This is a genomic window from Streptomyces sp. NBC_00568, from assembly GCF_026341855.1.
Classification (GTDB): domain Bacteria; phylum Actinomycetota; class Actinomycetes; order Streptomycetales; family Streptomycetaceae; genus Streptomyces.
The window spans coordinates 4,233,368-4,247,633 of record NZ_JAPENW010000001.1 but is presented as its reverse complement, the minus strand read 5'-3'; the positions used below and the strand labels follow the sequence as shown (position 1 = coordinate 4,247,633).

12 protein-coding genes are annotated in these 14,266 nt (G+C 69.7%); 8 read left to right on the top strand and 4 right to left on the bottom strand.

Going from position 1 to position 14,266, the window contains the following annotated elements:
* The first annotated feature begins 111 nt into the window (after positions 1-111).
* The 4 genes from desA to OOK38_RS18530 are packed head-to-tail and all read left to right on the top strand — an operon-like array spanning position 112 to position 5,138.
* On the top strand, positions 112-1,554 hold the full coding sequence (gene desA / locus OOK38_RS18545) for a lysine decarboxylase DesA (protein WP_266759040.1): 1,443 nt from the start codon (positions 112-114) through the stop codon (positions 1,552-1,554).
* Entirely contained in the window at positions 1,538-2,815 is a 1,278-nt protein-coding gene (locus tag OOK38_RS18540) for a lysine N(6)-hydroxylase/L-ornithine N(5)-oxygenase family protein (protein WP_266759042.1), read from the top strand. Before desA ends, OOK38_RS18540 begins: the two co-directional genes overlap by 17 nt.
* Entirely contained in the window at positions 2,812-3,369 is a 558-nt protein-coding gene (locus OOK38_RS18535; RefSeq protein ID WP_266759044.1) for a GNAT family N-acetyltransferase, read from the top strand. The genes OOK38_RS18540 and OOK38_RS18535 overlap by 4 nt, the downstream gene beginning before the upstream one ends.
* Positions 3,366-5,138: an IucA/IucC family siderophore biosynthesis protein gene (locus OOK38_RS18530; protein ID WP_266759046.1), complete on the top strand. Its 1,773-nt coding sequence runs from the start codon at positions 3,366-3,368 to the stop codon at positions 5,136-5,138. Before OOK38_RS18535 ends, OOK38_RS18530 begins: the two co-directional genes overlap by 4 nt.
* A 96-nt stretch (positions 5,139-5,234) precedes the next feature.
* Here the strand turns inward: OOK38_RS18530 and OOK38_RS18525 are convergent, their stop codons facing one another.
* The gene (locus tag OOK38_RS18525; RefSeq protein ID WP_266759048.1) at positions 5,235-6,818 is read right to left on the bottom strand and encodes a beta-N-acetylhexosaminidase; all 1,584 of its coding nucleotides are present in this window, start codon (positions 6,816-6,818) and stop codon (positions 5,235-5,237) included.
* A 118-nt stretch (positions 6,819-6,936) separates the two neighbouring features.
* Here OOK38_RS18525 and OOK38_RS18520 point away from each other — a divergent pair, with 118 nt between their 5' ends.
* Complete coding sequence (locus OOK38_RS18520) at positions 6,937-7,821, top strand: DUF4429 domain-containing protein (protein WP_266759050.1); 885 nt, start codon at positions 6,937-6,939, stop codon at positions 7,819-7,821.
* 92 nt (positions 7,822-7,913) lie between these two features.
* Here OOK38_RS18520 and OOK38_RS18515 read toward each other — a convergent pair whose 3' ends face one another.
* Positions 7,914-9,497, bottom strand: coding sequence for a metallophosphoesterase family protein (locus OOK38_RS18515; RefSeq protein ID WP_266759052.1), 1,584 nt, complete (start codon positions 9,495-9,497; stop codon positions 7,914-7,916).
* 149 nt (positions 9,498-9,646) lie between these two features.
* On the opposite strand from OOK38_RS18515, the gene OOK38_RS18510 reads away from it, so the two are divergent.
* On the top strand, positions 9,647-9,904 hold the full coding sequence (locus tag OOK38_RS18510; RefSeq protein WP_266759054.1) for a hypothetical protein: 258 nt from the start codon (positions 9,647-9,649) through the stop codon (positions 9,902-9,904).
* A 14-nt stretch (positions 9,905-9,918) separates the two neighbouring features.
* Positions 9,919-11,736 (top strand): glutamine--fructose-6-phosphate transaminase (isomerizing), encoded by a 1,818-nt coding sequence (gene glmS / locus OOK38_RS18505; protein WP_266759056.1) that lies wholly within the window; start codon positions 9,919-9,921, stop codon positions 11,734-11,736.
* 121 nt (positions 11,737-11,857) lie between these two features.
* Here glmS and OOK38_RS18500 read toward each other — a convergent pair whose 3' ends face one another.
* A complete protein-coding gene (locus tag OOK38_RS18500; protein ID WP_266759058.1) occupies positions 11,858-12,421 on the bottom strand; it encodes a GPR1/FUN34/YaaH family transporter in 564 nt (187 codons plus the stop codon).
* 179 nt (positions 12,422-12,600) lie between these two features.
* On the bottom strand, positions 12,601-13,128 hold the full coding sequence (locus OOK38_RS18495; RefSeq protein WP_266759060.1) for a universal stress protein: 528 nt from the start codon (positions 13,126-13,128) through the stop codon (positions 12,601-12,603).
* A 523-nt stretch (positions 13,129-13,651) separates the two neighbouring features.
* Between OOK38_RS18495 and OOK38_RS18490 the strand changes: the two genes are divergently transcribed.
* On the top strand, positions 13,652-14,026 hold the full coding sequence (locus OOK38_RS18490; protein WP_266765699.1) for a hypothetical protein: 375 nt from the start codon (positions 13,652-13,654) through the stop codon (positions 14,024-14,026).
* Positions 14,027-14,266: the final 240 nt, after the last annotated feature.

Here is a 14,266-nt window from a genome sequence, read left to right as displayed (position 1 = left end):
GGCAGGGCGGAACGCGTGATCCACTTAGGTTAGGCTAACCTAAGTCGAACCTCGCGACTCCGCCCTTTCTCCTGTCCCGCTCGGACTCTCCCCCGCACGGAGGACCCCCACATGCGCTCGCACCTGCTCAACGACACCACCGCGGACCGGTACCGCCGCTCCGTGATCGAAGGCGTCGAGCGGGTGGCTGCCAAACTCGCCACCACCGACCGCCCGTTCACGGGTGTCACGGTCGACGACCTCGCCCCCCGCATCGACGGCATCGACCTCGACCAGCCCCTGCACGACACCACGGCCGTCCTCGACGAGCTGGAAGAGGTCTACCTCCGGGACGCGATCTACTTCCACCACCCGCGCTACCTCGCCCACCTCAACTGCCCGGTCGTCATCCCGGCCGTGCTCGGCGAGGCCGTCCTCTCCGCCGTCAACTCCTCCCTGGACACCTGGGACCAGTCGGCCGGCGGCACCCTGATCGAGCGCAAGCTCATCGACTGGACGAACGAGCGCATCGGCTTCGGGCCCTCCGCCGACGGCGTGTTCACCAGCGGCGGCAGCCAGTCCAACCTCCAGGCGCTGCTGCTGGCACGCGAGGAGGCCAAGACCGACGACCTGGCCGACCTGCGCATCTTCGCCTCCGAGGTCAGCCACTTCAGCGTCAAGAAGTCGGCCAAACTCCTCGGCCTGAGCGCCGACGCTGTCGTCTCGATCCCCGTCGACCACGACAAGCGCCTGCAGACCGTCGCCCTCGCCCGTGAGCTGGAGCGCTGCGAGCAGGACGGCCTCGTCCCCATGGCCGTCGTCGCCACCGCGGGCACCACCGACTTCGGCTCCATCGACCCGCTGCCCGAGATCGCGGAACTGTGCTCCCAGTTCGGCGCCTGGATGCACGTGGACGCGGCCTACGGCTGCGGACTGCTCACCTCACTGAAGAACCGGAACCGCATCGACGGTATCGAGCGGGCCGACTCCGTCACGGTCGACTACCACAAGTCCTTCTTCCAGCCCGTGAGTTCCTCGGCCCTGCTGGTCCGGGACGCCTCGACACTGCGCCACGCCACCTACCACGCGGAGTACCTCAACCCGCGCCGCATGGTCGAGGAGCGCATCCCCAACCAGGTCGACAAGTCCCTCCAGACCACCCGGCGCTTCGACGCGCTGAAGCTGTGGATGACGCTGCGCGTGATGGGCGCCGACGGCATCGGTGAACTCTTCGACGAGGTCTGCGACCTGGCCGCGGAAGGCTGGAAACTGCTCGCCGCCGACCCGCGCTTCGACGTCGTCGTGCAGCCCTCGCTCTCCACCCTCGTCTTCCGCCACATCCCGGCCGCCGTCACCGACCCGGCCGAGATCGACCGCGCCAACCTGTACGCCCGCAAGGCCCTGTTCGCCTCCGGTGACGCCGTCGTCGCGGGCACCAAGGTCAACGGACGCCACTACCTGAAGTTCACGTTGCTCAACCCCGAGACCACGACGGACGACATCGCCGCCGTCCTCGACCTGATCGCCGGCCACGCCGAGCAGTACCTGGGAGAGTCCCTTGACCGCGCTTGCTGAATCCACGAACAAGACCTACGACTTCGTGGGGATCGGGCTCGGGCCCTTCAACCTCGGCCTCGCCTGCCTGACCGAGCCGATCGCCGAACTGGACGGCGTGTTCCTGGAGACGAAGCCGCACTTCGAGTGGCACTCCGGAATGTTCCTGGAGGGCGCGCACCTCCAGACCCCGTTCATGTCGGACCTGGTCACCCTCGCCGACCCGACGTCCCCGTACTCCTTCCTCAACTACCTGAAGGAATCCGGCCGGCTCTACTCGTTCTACATCCGCGAGAACTTCTACCCGCTGCGGGTCGAGTACGACGACTACTGCCGCTGGGCCGCGGACAAGCTGAGCAGCGTGCGCTTCGGCACGACGGTCGCGCGGGTGACGTACGAGGACGAGGTGTACGTCGTGCGGACGGAGGCCGGCGAGTTGTTCCGCGCCCGGCACCTGGTCCTCGGCACCGGCACCTCGCCCCACATCCCGGACGCCTGCGCGGACCTCGGCGGCGACTTCATCCACAACTCCCGCTACATGCAGCACAAGCAGGAGCTGCAGGCCAAGGAGTCGATCACGCTGGTCGGCAGCGGCCAGTCCGCCGCGGAGATCTTCTACGACCTGCTGAGCGAGATCGACGTCCACGGCTACCGGCTGAACTGGGTGACCCGCTCGCCGCGCTTCTTCCCGCTCGAATACACCAAGCTGACTCTGGAGATGACCTCCCCGGAGTACATCGACTACTTCCACGCGCTGCCCGAACAGACCCGCTACCGCCTCCAGTCGGAGCAGAAGGGCCTGTTCAAGGGCATCGACGGCGATCTGATCAACGAGATCTTCGACCTGCTCTACCAGAAGAACCTCGGCGGCCCGGTCCCCGCCCGGCTCCTCACCAACTCCTCGCTGGAATCGGTGCGCCACGAGGGGGACACCTACACCCTCGGCCTCCGCCAGCAGGAGCAGGGCAAGGACTACGAGCTGAGCTCGGCGGGCCTGATCCTGGCGACCGGCTACCGGTACGCCGAGCCCGAGTTCCTCGCACCGGTCCGCGACCGGCTGCGCTACGACGACCAGGGCAACTTCGACGTGGCCCGCAACTACGCCATCGACACCACCGGGCACGGGATCTTCCTGCAGAACGCGGGCGTCCACACCCACTCGATCACCTCGCCGGACCTCGGCATGGGCCCGTACCGCAACGCGTACATCATCCGCGAGCTGCTCGGCACCGAGTACTACCCGGTCGAGAAGACCATCGCGTTCCAGGAGTTCGCCGTATGACCACCGCCACCACCACCGCAACCGCCATCGGCACCTTCACCGTCCGCCCCCTCGACCCCGTCGAGGACGCCCCCACGCTGCACGGGTGGGTGACGCACCCCAAGGCCGCCTTCTGGATGATGCAGGAGGCGAAACTGCACGACGTGGAGCGCGAGTACATGGCCATCGCGGCCAGCGATCACCACGACGCCTTGCTCGGGCTGCTGGACGGTGAGCCCGTCTTCCTGATGGAGCGCTACGACCCCCGGTACGTCGAACTCGTCGGCCTGTACGAGCCGGCACCCGGCGACGTCGGCATGCACTTCCTGGTCGCGCCGAGCGACACCCCCGTGCACGGCTTCACCCGGGCCGTGATCACCGCGGTGATGGAGCACCTCTTCGCCGACCCGGCGACCGAGCGGGTGGTCGTCGAGCCCGATGTGAGCAACACGGCCGTGCACGCCCTCAACGAGGCCGTCGGCTTCGTGCCCGAGCGGGAGATCCAGAAGCCGGAGAAGAAGGCGCTGCTGAGCTTCTGCACCCGGGAGCAGTTCGCGAAGGCGGTGGCGGCATGACCCTCGCCGACAGCGTCGCCCACCTCTCCCCCGAGCGCTGGGCCCTCGCCAACCGTCTCCTCGTCCGCAAGGCGCTCGCCGAGTTCGCCCACGAGCGGCTGATCACCCCGGAGAGCCTGCCGGACGGCCGCTACGAGGTCCGCGGCGACGACGGGCTGACGCGCTACCGCTTCACCGCCGTGCGGCGTTCCCTCGACCACTGGCAGGTGGCCGCCGAGTCGATCACCCGGCACCGCGACGGGAACGAACTCCCGCTGTCCGCGCTGGACTTCTTCGTCGAGCTGAGGAAGTCGCTCGGCCTGAGCGACGAGGTCCTGCCGGTCTACCTGGAGGAGATCTCCTCCACACTCTCCGGCACCTGCTTCAAACTGACCAAACCGCAGATCCCGGTCCGCGAGCTGGCCGGCGCCGGATTCCAGGCCATCGAGACCGGCATGACCGAAGGCCACCCCTGCTTCGTCGCCAACAACGGGCGGCTCGGCTTCGGGGTGCACGAGTACCTCGCCTACGCGCCCGAGACCGCGAGCCCGGTCCGGCTGGTCTGGCTGGCCGCGCACCGCTCGCGGGCCGCCTTCACGGCCGGCGTCGGCATCGAGTACGAGTCCTTCGTGCGCGAGGAGCTGGGCGCGGAGACGGTCGAGCGGTTCGCCCGGACGCTGACCGGTCAGTGCCTCGACCCCGAGGACTACCTGCTCATCCCCGTCCACCCCTGGCAGTGGTGGAACAAGCTGTCCGTGACCTTCGCCGCCGAGGTGGCCGAGCGGCGTCTGGTCTGTCTCGGCGAGGGCGACGACGAGTACCTGGCCCAGCAGTCCATCCGGACGTTCTTCAACAGCAGCAGCCCCGAGAAGCACTATGTGAAGACGGCGCTGAGCGTCCTCAACATGGGCTTCATGCGCGGTCTTTCCGCCGCGTACATGGAGGCGACCCCGGCCATCAACGACTGGCTGGCCCAGCTCGTCGAGAACGACCCGGTGCTGAAGTCCACCGGTCTGTCGATCATCCGTGAGCGGGCGGCCGTCGGCTACCGGCACCTGGAGTACGAGGCGGCCACCGACCGCTACTCCCCGTACCGCAAGATGCTCGCCGCGCTGTGGCGCGAGAGCCCGGTCCCCTCGCTCCAGGACGGCGAGACCCTGGCGACGATGGCGTCCCTCGTCCATGTCGACCACGAGGGCGCCTCGTTCGCGGGAGCGCTGATCGAGCGGTCGGGGCAGACGCCGGTCGAGTGGCTGCGCGACTATCTGCGCGCCTACCTCACCCCGCTCCTGCACAGCTTCTACGCGTACGACCTCGTCTACATGCCGCACGGCGAGAACGTCATCCTCGTCCTCGAGGACGGCGCGGTGCGGCGGGCGGTCTACAAGGACATCGCCGAGGAGATCGCGGTCATGGACCCGCAGGCGGTGCTGCCGCCCGCGGTCGAGCGGATCCGGGTCGAGGTCCCCGAGGACACGAAGCTGCTGTCCATCTTCACGGACGTCTTCGACTGCTTCTTCCGCTTCCTGGCCGCCCAGTTGGCGGACGAGGGCATCCTCGGCGAGGAGGACTTCTGGCGGACGGTCGCCGAGTCGGTGCGCGCGTACCAGGAGGCGACTCCCGAACTCGACGACAAGTTCCGGCAGTACGACATGTTCGCGCCCGAGTTCGCGCTGTCCTGCCTCAACCGGCTCCAGCTGCGCGACAACCGGCAGATGGTGGACCTGACGGACCCGTCGGGAGCGCTCCAGCTGATCGGCACGCTGAAGAACCCGATCGCGGGGTTGTGAGCACCGGGCTCCGGGGCAGGCGGACACGCCCCCGGAGCCCCCAGAACAGGCGGGCGCCCCGGAGACGGTCCTCCGGGGCGCCCGTCGGCATTCCTCCTAGCCGGCCGGCCAGGGGACCTGGGGCGAGCGGTAGTAGGCGATACCCAGCGCGTCCCAGCGCGGGCCCTGGGCGGCGAGCCGCACCTTGTAGGTGTCCCAGTCGTGCGTGGACGCGGGCGACCAGCCGAGTTCGGCGGCCCCGGGCAGCCTCGGGAAGGCCATGACGTCGATGTCGGCGGAGGTCACGATCGTCTCCGTCCACAGCGGCGCCTCGACGCCCTTGACGGCCGACGCGGGTGCTCCCGGAAGGTAGGCGCCCGGGTCCCAGTCGTAGGCCCGGCGCACCTCCACGAGTCCGGCCCAGTCCTGGCCGAGCGGGGTGTCGGCGGTGTACTTCATGTCGAGGTACAGCCGGTCGGCGGGCGACAGCACGAGCCCGGTCCCGTTCCGCGCGGCCCGGGCGACCTGCGCCTTCTCCTCGGCGCCGGTGTCGTCGAGACCCCAGTACTGCGCGATGGCGCCCTTCGCCGGGGTGGTCCCGGTCAGCTGGTGCCAGCCGATCACCTTCTTGCCGTACTTGGCGACGACGGGCTGCACCTTGTCCATGAAGGTCACGTAGTCGGCGTGGCTGGTGGAGTGGGCCTCGTCGCCACCGATGTGGAGGTATTCCCCCGGGGTGATCGCGGCCAGCTCGCGGATCACGTCGTCCACGAAGTCGTACGTCAGCGGCTTGTTCACGCACAGCGAGGAGAAGCCGACCTCGGTGCCGGTGTAGAGCGGCGGCGCGACGCCGTCGCAGTTCAGCCCGGCGTACGAGGCGAGGGCCGCGTTGGTGTGTCCGGGCATGTCGATCTCCGGGACGACCTCCAGATAGCGCGAGGCGGCGTACCGGACGATCTCCCGGTAGTCGGCCTTGGTGTAGAACCCGCCCTGTCCGCCGCCGACCTGGGTGGAGCCGCCGTGGGCCGTCAGCCGCGGCCAGGAGTCGACGGCGATGCGCCAGCCCTGGTCGTCGCTCAGGTGCAGATGCAGCTTGTTGACCTTGTAGAGCGCCAGTTCGTCGATGTAGTGCTTGACCTGGGGGACGGTGAAGAAGTGCCGGGATACGTCGAGCATGGCGCCGCGGTAGCCGTAGCGCGGGGTGTCCGTGATGGTGCCGCCGGCGATCAGCCAGGGGCCCGGCTGCACGGACTTCTTCTCGACGGCGGCGGGCAGCAGCTGACGCAGGGTCTGGACACCGTGGAAGAGGCCCGCGGGGCGTCCGGCCGTGATGGTGACGCCCGACCGGCCGCTGTCGAGGCGGTAGCCCTCCTCGCCCAGTCCCTTGCCGCCGAGCCGGAGCCGGATCGCTCCCCCGCCCTGCGAGGTGACGGGAAGCCGGAAGCCGGTGGAGGGCCGCAGGATGTCCGCGAGGTACGCGCCGACCGTGCGGGCCTCGCGCGAGTCGTCGACGCGGATGCGGGTGTCACCGGTGACGCGGTACGGGGATCCGCCCGGGTCGACCGAGGCGGGGGCCGGTACGACGCGGCCCAGCGGAGTGACGGTCGCGGCGGGCGGCGTCGCGCCGACGAGGGAGATACCGGCTGCCGCCACGAGCAGCAGCGTACCGAGAAGGCGGGGCGTTCTGTGGTGCTGTCTCACACGCGCTCCCTTCGTTGCCCGGCAAAGGCCCGCGGCCTGCCCTTGGCCGCGCCCTTCGCCGTGCCCTTCGAATTGGTCGAGACCACTCTCCCGCAGACGCGGTGAAACAATCCTCCTCATGGCGGAAATCATCCAGCGGGACGGCACGTGGATCTTCGACGGCGACGCTCTGCGACTGACCCCCGGGCGGGACAAGAACGTCGGCCTGCTGCGCAAGGCACTGGGTGAACTGACCGTGCCGCTCGACGCGTTGGCGAGTGTCTCACTGGAGCAGGGCAGGAAGGCCGGGCGGCTCAGGCTCCGGCTGCGCGACGGCGCCGACCCGCTGCTCCAGGCGACGGGCGGCAAGCTCACGGAGCCGAACGACCCGTACCAGCTCACGGTGGAGGCCGACCGTTTCGGCGTCGCCGAGTATTTCGTGGACGAGGTCCGGAGCGCGCTGCTTCTCGACCAGGTGCCGTCCGACCCGGTCGACGGCTATCTGCTCCCCGGTCCGGCGGTGCCGCTGTCCGCCTCCGCCGGTGACGGCACGGCGAGCTTCGACGGCGAGCGCGTACGCCTGGAGTGGAACTGGAAGACGGAGGACGCGAAGTCGGCGGCGGGCGCCCGCACGCTCGCCCTCGGCGACATCACGGCCGTCGAGTGGCATCCGGCGGCCGGCCTGGAGAACGGCTGTCTGCGCTTCGTCGTGCGCGGCGCCGAGACCAAGGCGCCGGCGAAGTACGACCCCAACTCCGTGGAGCTGTGGGGCTTCAAGAAGGACCCGCTGATGGCGCTGGTCGCCGCGGCCGTGCAGGCGCGGCTGCCGCATCCGGCCGCGGCGGTGGAGGACCGGCCGCCGGCCGAGGAGCCGGCCCGGGCGGCGGTCCCGGGGCCCGCGTCGGAGGCCGACCACGACGCCCTGCTGCGCAGGCTGCGCGAGCTGGGCGAGCTGCGCAGGGAAGGCGTCCTGACGGACGAGGAGTTCGCCCTGGCCAAGCAGGCGGTCCTCAAACGCCTGTAGGAACGGGCGCTGGAGGGCCGCCGCTCGCGGGACCGGCCGCCGGCCAGGGAGGCGGTACGCCCCGCCTTCCGGGCGTACCGCCGAGCCGGGACCTACTTGGCCCGGCGCGCCACCGTGAAGTGGTCGACCTCTTCACCGGTCTCGGCGATGCCGCGGACCTTCAGCGTGGCCAGGCGGCCCTTCGGGGCCGGGGTGACGTCGACGCGCAGGAACGAGTAGTCGAGGTAGCGCACGCGCGACCAGGTGACCGTCTCGTTCTGCCGACCGTCCTTGAGGTTGATGAAGGAGGCGACGGATTCGACCTCGTTCTCGTGGCCCTCGTAGGACTGCGGGGCGGTGAACGCGTACAGGCTGCGGCCGGCCGCGCCCGCCGTCACGTAGACGACACCGTCGGTCTCCGGGTACGCCGTGCCGCCGATCGGCAGCTTCTTGGTGACCGCGTTGTCCTTGATGACGTCGGTGCGCTCGTACTGGTGGTTGTGGCCGTTGATCACCAGGTCGACGGTGTACTTCTCGAACAGCGGCACCCACTCCTGTCGCACGCCCCCCTCCGAGGCGTGCGCCGTGGAGGTGCAGTACGCGCAGTGGTGGAAGAAGACGACGACGAAGTCGACGTCCTTCGAGGCGCGGTACTTCTTGAGCTGCGTCTCCAGCCACTTCGTCTGGGTGCCGCCGGAGATGCCGAGGTTGGCCGGAATCTCGAAGGAGATGTCGTTGGCGTCCAGCGAGATGATCGCCGTGTTTCCGTGGACGAAGGAGTAGACGCCGGGCAGGTTGGCCTTGTCGGGGCCGTTGTCCGGCAGCGTCCAGCGGGCTTCCTCGCCGCCGTAGCCGTTGGGCGAGTACCAGGCCTCCATGTCGTGGTTGCCGTACGCCGGCATCCACGGGACCTGCTTGGCGACCGTCTCGGTCTGGGCGAGGAACTGGTCCCAGATGCGCGAGTCGAAGCCGGTGTCGGCGGTCTTGCCCTGCCCGGCCGGGTCCGCGTACGCGATGTCGCCGGCGTGCAGGTGGAAGGCGGGGTTCTGGGCGAGCAGCAGGGCGTCGTTGGCGAGGCCGTGGTAGCCGACACCCTCGTCGCCGAAGGCGGTGAAGGTGAACGGCTCGGCGTGCGAGGGCGCGGTGGTGAAGGTGCCGAGCGTGCCCAGGAGGTGGGGCGCGGCGGGGTCGAAGCCCGCGTGGCCGACGCCGTAGTAGTAGGTCCTGCCGGGGCGCAGGTGGGTGAGCTTGGCGTGCAGGTAGTACTGGGTGTGGTCGCCGCTCGCGCCCACGCCGGCCGGGGTGTAGAGGGTGCGCACCTCGGCCTCGATCTTGCGGGAGAGGTCCCAGGGGTGGGCGCCGATGCGGATGTAGGGCCTGCTGACGGCGGCCGGCACCTGCCAGGAGACGGTCATCTCGGTGCGCGGGTCGTTGCCGAAGGCGAGGTGGCGGCCGAAGGGGGCGACGAGCGCGCCGTCGGCCTTCTCCGCCGAGGCCGGGGCGGAGGTCCGCTGCGCCGGGGCGGCGGCCTGTGCGACGCCGGGCACGAAGGCGCCGCCCGCGACGGCGCCGATGGTCACGGCGCCGCCTCTGATCATGTTGCGCCGCGAGAACGTGGCGCGAAGGTACTCGTGCTGCTCGGCCATGGTCATTTTCTCGGCGAGCTGCTCGGGTACGCCCATACGTGGAGTGTCCATGGCTCCAGAAGTTGCTCCGGGCAATCGACGCGCCGCAAGACACAGGATGGACAGCTCGCAAACAGCCGCCCATAAGAGATTCAACACGCACGTGCCCGATATCGGGCAGGATTCTTGCGAATCACCTTCCGGTACCCCAGGATCAACGGGTGCACGACGAACTCGTTGATCATTTGACGCGGTCGACCCCCCTGAACCGGGGTGAGGCGCTGCGGGTGATCCAGGACGTTCTCGCCTATTTCGACGAGACGACCCAGGAGTTCGTCCGCCGCCGCCACCGCGAGCTCCAGGCCCAGGGCCTGGTGAACGAGTCGATCTTCGAACGGATCGAGGCGGACCTGAAATACCGCGCGGTCGCACCGCCGGAGCTCTCGCTCAGGCAGCTGCGCCGCATCGTCTACGGCTGAGGAACCTTACGTATATGTGCGGAATCGTCGGATACATCGGCAGGCGTGACGTGGCGCCGCTGCTCCTCGAAGGCCTTCAGCGCCTGGAGTACCGCGGCTACGACTCGGCGGGCATAGTCGTGACCTCCCCGAAGTCGGCCGGCCTGAAGATGGTCAAGGCGAAGGGGCGGGTCCGCGACCTGGAGGCGAAGGTCCCCAAGCGCTTCGCCGGCACCACGGGTATCGCCCACACCCGCTGGGCCACGCACGGCGCCCCCTCCGACGTGAACGCGCACCCCCACATGTCCGGCGACAACAAGGTCGCGGTCGTCCACAACGGCATCATCGACAACGCCTCCGACCTGCGGAAGAAGCTCGAAGCCGACGGCGTCGAGTTCCTCTCCGAGACCGACACCGAGGTCCTCACCCACCTCGTCGCCCGTTCCCAGCAGGAGAAGCTGGAGGACAAGGTCCGCGAGGCGCTGCGCGTCATAGAGGGCACCTACGGCATCGCGGTCATGCACGCCGACTTCCCCGACCGCATCGTGGTGGCGCGAAACGGCTCCCCCGTCGTGCTCGGCATCGGCGAGAAGGAGATGTTCGTCGCCTCGGACATCGCCGCGCTGGTCACCCACACCCGCCAGATAGTCACGCTGGACGACGGCGAGATGGCCACGCTCAAGGCCGACGACTTCCGGACGTACACCACCGAGGGCACCCGTACGACGTCCGAGCCGACCACCGTGGAGTGGGAGGCGGCGTCGTACGACATGGGCGGCCACGACACGTACATGCACAAGGAGATCCACGAGCAGGTCGAGGCCGTGGACCGCGTGCTGCGCGGCCGCATCGACGACCGGTTCTCGACGGTCCACCTCGGTGGCCTGAACCTGGACGCCCGCGAGGCGCGCGCCGTGCGCCGCGTGAAGATCCTCGGCTGCGGCACCTCGTACCACGCGGGCATGATCGGCGCCCAGATGATCGAGGAGCTGGCCCGCATCCCCGCGGACGCCGAGCCGGCCTCCGAGTTCCGCTACCGCAACGCGGTCGTCGACCCCGACACCCTGTACATCGCGGTCTCCCAGTCCGGTGAGACGTACGACGTGCTGGCCGCCGTGCAGGAGCTCAAGCGCAAGGGCGCGCGGGTCCTCGGTGTGGTCAACGTCGTCGGCTCGGCGATCGCCCGCGAGGCGGACGGCGGCATGTACGTGCACGCGGGCCCCGAGGTCTGTGTCGTCTCGACGAAGTGCTTCACCAACACGACCGTCGCCTTCGCGCTGCTCGCCCTGCACCTCGGCCGCACCCGCGACCTGTCGGTCCGCGACGGCAAGCGGATCATCGAGGGCCTGCGCAAGCTGCCCGCCCAGATCGCCGAGATCCTGGAGCAGGAGGAGGAGATCAAGAAGCTGGCCGCGCAGTACGCCGAGGCCCGCTCGATGCTCTTCATCGGCCGCGTCCGGGGCTACCCGGTGGCCCGTGAGGCCTCCCTGAAGCTGAAGGAGGTCTCGTACATCCACGCCGAGGCCTACCCGGCCTCCGAGCTCAAGCACGGCCCGCTGGCGCTCATCGAGCCCGCGCTGCCCACCGTCGCGATCGTCCCCGACGACGACCTGCTGGAGAAGAACCGCGCCGCCCTCGAGGAGATCAAGGCCCGCAGCGGCCAGATCCTCGCGGTCGCGCACCAGCACCAGGAGAAGGCCGACCAGACGATCGTCGTCCCGAAGAACGAGGACGAGCTGGACCCGATCCTGATGGGCATCCCGCTCCAGCTCCTCGCCTACCACACGGCGTTGGCGCTCGGCCGGGACATCGACAAGCCGCGCAACCTGGCCAAGTCGGTCACCGTCGAGTAGCACCCCGTCCGGCAAGTCCCTTGCCGTGGAACGGACATGAACGATCCCCGTGCGCGCCACCCGCGCACGGGGATCGTTCGTGAAGGGCCGGAGCCGCCCAATACTCCGGCCCGCGCCGATGTCAGCCGGTGGCCGTCACTCCCCGGCCGGCGGCGCGTCGTGGAAGTGCCGTGGGCCAGTGGGCGAGAGCCGCTGTCGCCGCGTACCAGGCGACCGCGCCCGCCGCCACGGCGAACCAGCCGCCCGCCTTGGCGAGTTCGGAGTTGTCCGCGAACCGGCCGATGGCGAGGAGCAGCAGGGAGACGAAGAACAGCCCGTAGGTGCCCCGGCCGAGCACGTCGCCACCCGCGAGGGTGAGCGACAGGACGACGAGTGCGAAGAGCAGCAGGAAGAGTCCCGCCGCGTTGTCGGAGACCTGGCCACCGGCCGAGACGGCCCAGGTGAACCAGAGGGCGCCGAGACCCGTGAAGGCCGTACCGGTGGCCGGGTCACGGTCGCGGAACGCGAGCAGTCCGGCGACGAACAGCGCAACGCCGCCTACGTAGTGGGCCAGTGATACGGCGTCGGCCGCCGTCACGCCGTCGATCAGGTCGGTGTACCCGAGGCCGAAGGCCAGCAGGGTGACGCCGAGCGCGAGTCGGCCGACGATCGTGGTGGTGCTTCCCGCAGAGACGTCGTTGTCCACGGCGGGCTCCCTTCATGCCTGTGCGGTTGTGCTGTGTCGTACCGGTCGCCGCTGAAGGACCGGCGTCCCGTATATGCCCTTCACAAAGGCACAAACACCTCTACGCGCGGGTAGGTTCACTCACCGCACACGGAAGGCCGTCCGTTCCCGGGGCTCGTCCCACCGGGGGTGACGGCGCGTTACGGAATGACGACGACAGGGCGCTTGGCGCGCTTGGCCAGCCGGCCCGCGACCGAGCCGAAGATCCGTCCGACGATGCCGTGCGTGGAGCCGACGACGATCGCGTCCGCCTCGTACTCCCGGCCCACCTCTTCGAGTTCGTGGCAGATGTCACCGCCGCGCTCGACCAGGATCCAGGGCACCTCGGAGAGGTATTCGGCGCAGGCGAGCTCCAGCCCCAGCACCTCGGTGCGGTGGTCGGGAACGTCGACGAAGACCGGCGGCTCGCAGCCCGCCCACACCGTGGTGGGCAGCCGGTTGGCCACATGGACGATGATCAGGCCCGAGCCGGAGCGGTGGGCCATCCCGATCGCGTAGGCGAGGGCACGCTCGCTGGACGTCGAACCGTCGAAACCGACGACGACGCCGTGCTTGAAGGCGGGATCGCAGGGCTGGCGGGGTTCTTCCGCCGCCAGGGGCTCGGCCGCCGTGGGATCGGCGAGCGGGCGCTTGCGGTCCGCGTTATCGAAGAATTCGTGACCGGCCATGGGTGTCTCGGCGTTTGGATCCTCGTGGTGGGGACGACAACGATCGGCAGAGCTGTGTCTGGGAAACATCTTCCCAACCCCATACCCCCAAGGGTACGGCGGCACTCCTCCTCTGCCCAGATCCTGCGCGCCTTGTACGGCGTTCCAGGGAGCATGCATGAGAGGGCGCCCGTAACGCAATGGTTGCTGCCCCGTACAGGCGGTTTGCACAGGGTTCACCCGGCGGCCGGACTTCCATCGCCGTACGGGGTCGGGCGCGCCTCTTCCGGACAGACCCACCGCCGGCCGGGCAGTGACCGGCCGGTCGAACACGCGTTGAACCGGTCGCGGCCACCGCCATGGAGAGCATGGAGAACACCGGAGCACCAGGGAGCAGCACGTGAGTACCAGGGAGCAGCACGTGCCCGGACCCGGCACCGCCCCCCGCTCCACCGCCCCCTCGGCACCTCCCGCCGCCCCCGCGACACCCCCGTCCGGATCGCGCCCCGGAGCGCGCCCCCCGGCGCCGCCGGCGGCGGACACGGTGAGCGAGGTGGTCCGCTGGGCGGCCTTCAGCTGTGTCCTGGTCCCGGTGGTCCTCCTCTGGTACGGCACCTCGCTCGCCGGCGCGGCCGGAACGGCCCTCGGTCTCGCGGCCGTGACCGGGGCCTGTCTGGTCCTGCTGCGCCGGTCCGAGCGGGGCGCGGCGCTCCTGGCCGAGGAGCGGCGGGGCGCGTCCCGCTCGCGCGTGCGGCAGCGGGCACCGCAGCAGCGCGGACGGCACGGGAGGACCGGCCCGGGGGACGCCTGGCGCGGGAGTGGAGCGGGAACAGGGGCGGGGGCCGATCCACGCGGCGCGAGCGGCGCGGGAGTTCACCGTGGCGGCCGGCACAGTACGGGGAACAAGCCGGTCGACTGACCGGTTTGCGCGCACGCTTGCGCTTCTTTTCAGCCAACTTCTGGATGTGGCGCATCCCTTGCTCGAACGACCCCCCAACCCCCGTTCCACCTGCACCGAAAGGGGTACGGAGGGCGCGCACACCCTACGTGGATTGGCCACTGCCACGAGGCGCACTTCCCTGCACGGCCCACGAGTGCAACGCTTCGTGATCGAATGCTTCACGCCAAGTTGCCATGTCGACATTCTGCGGAGTACCGA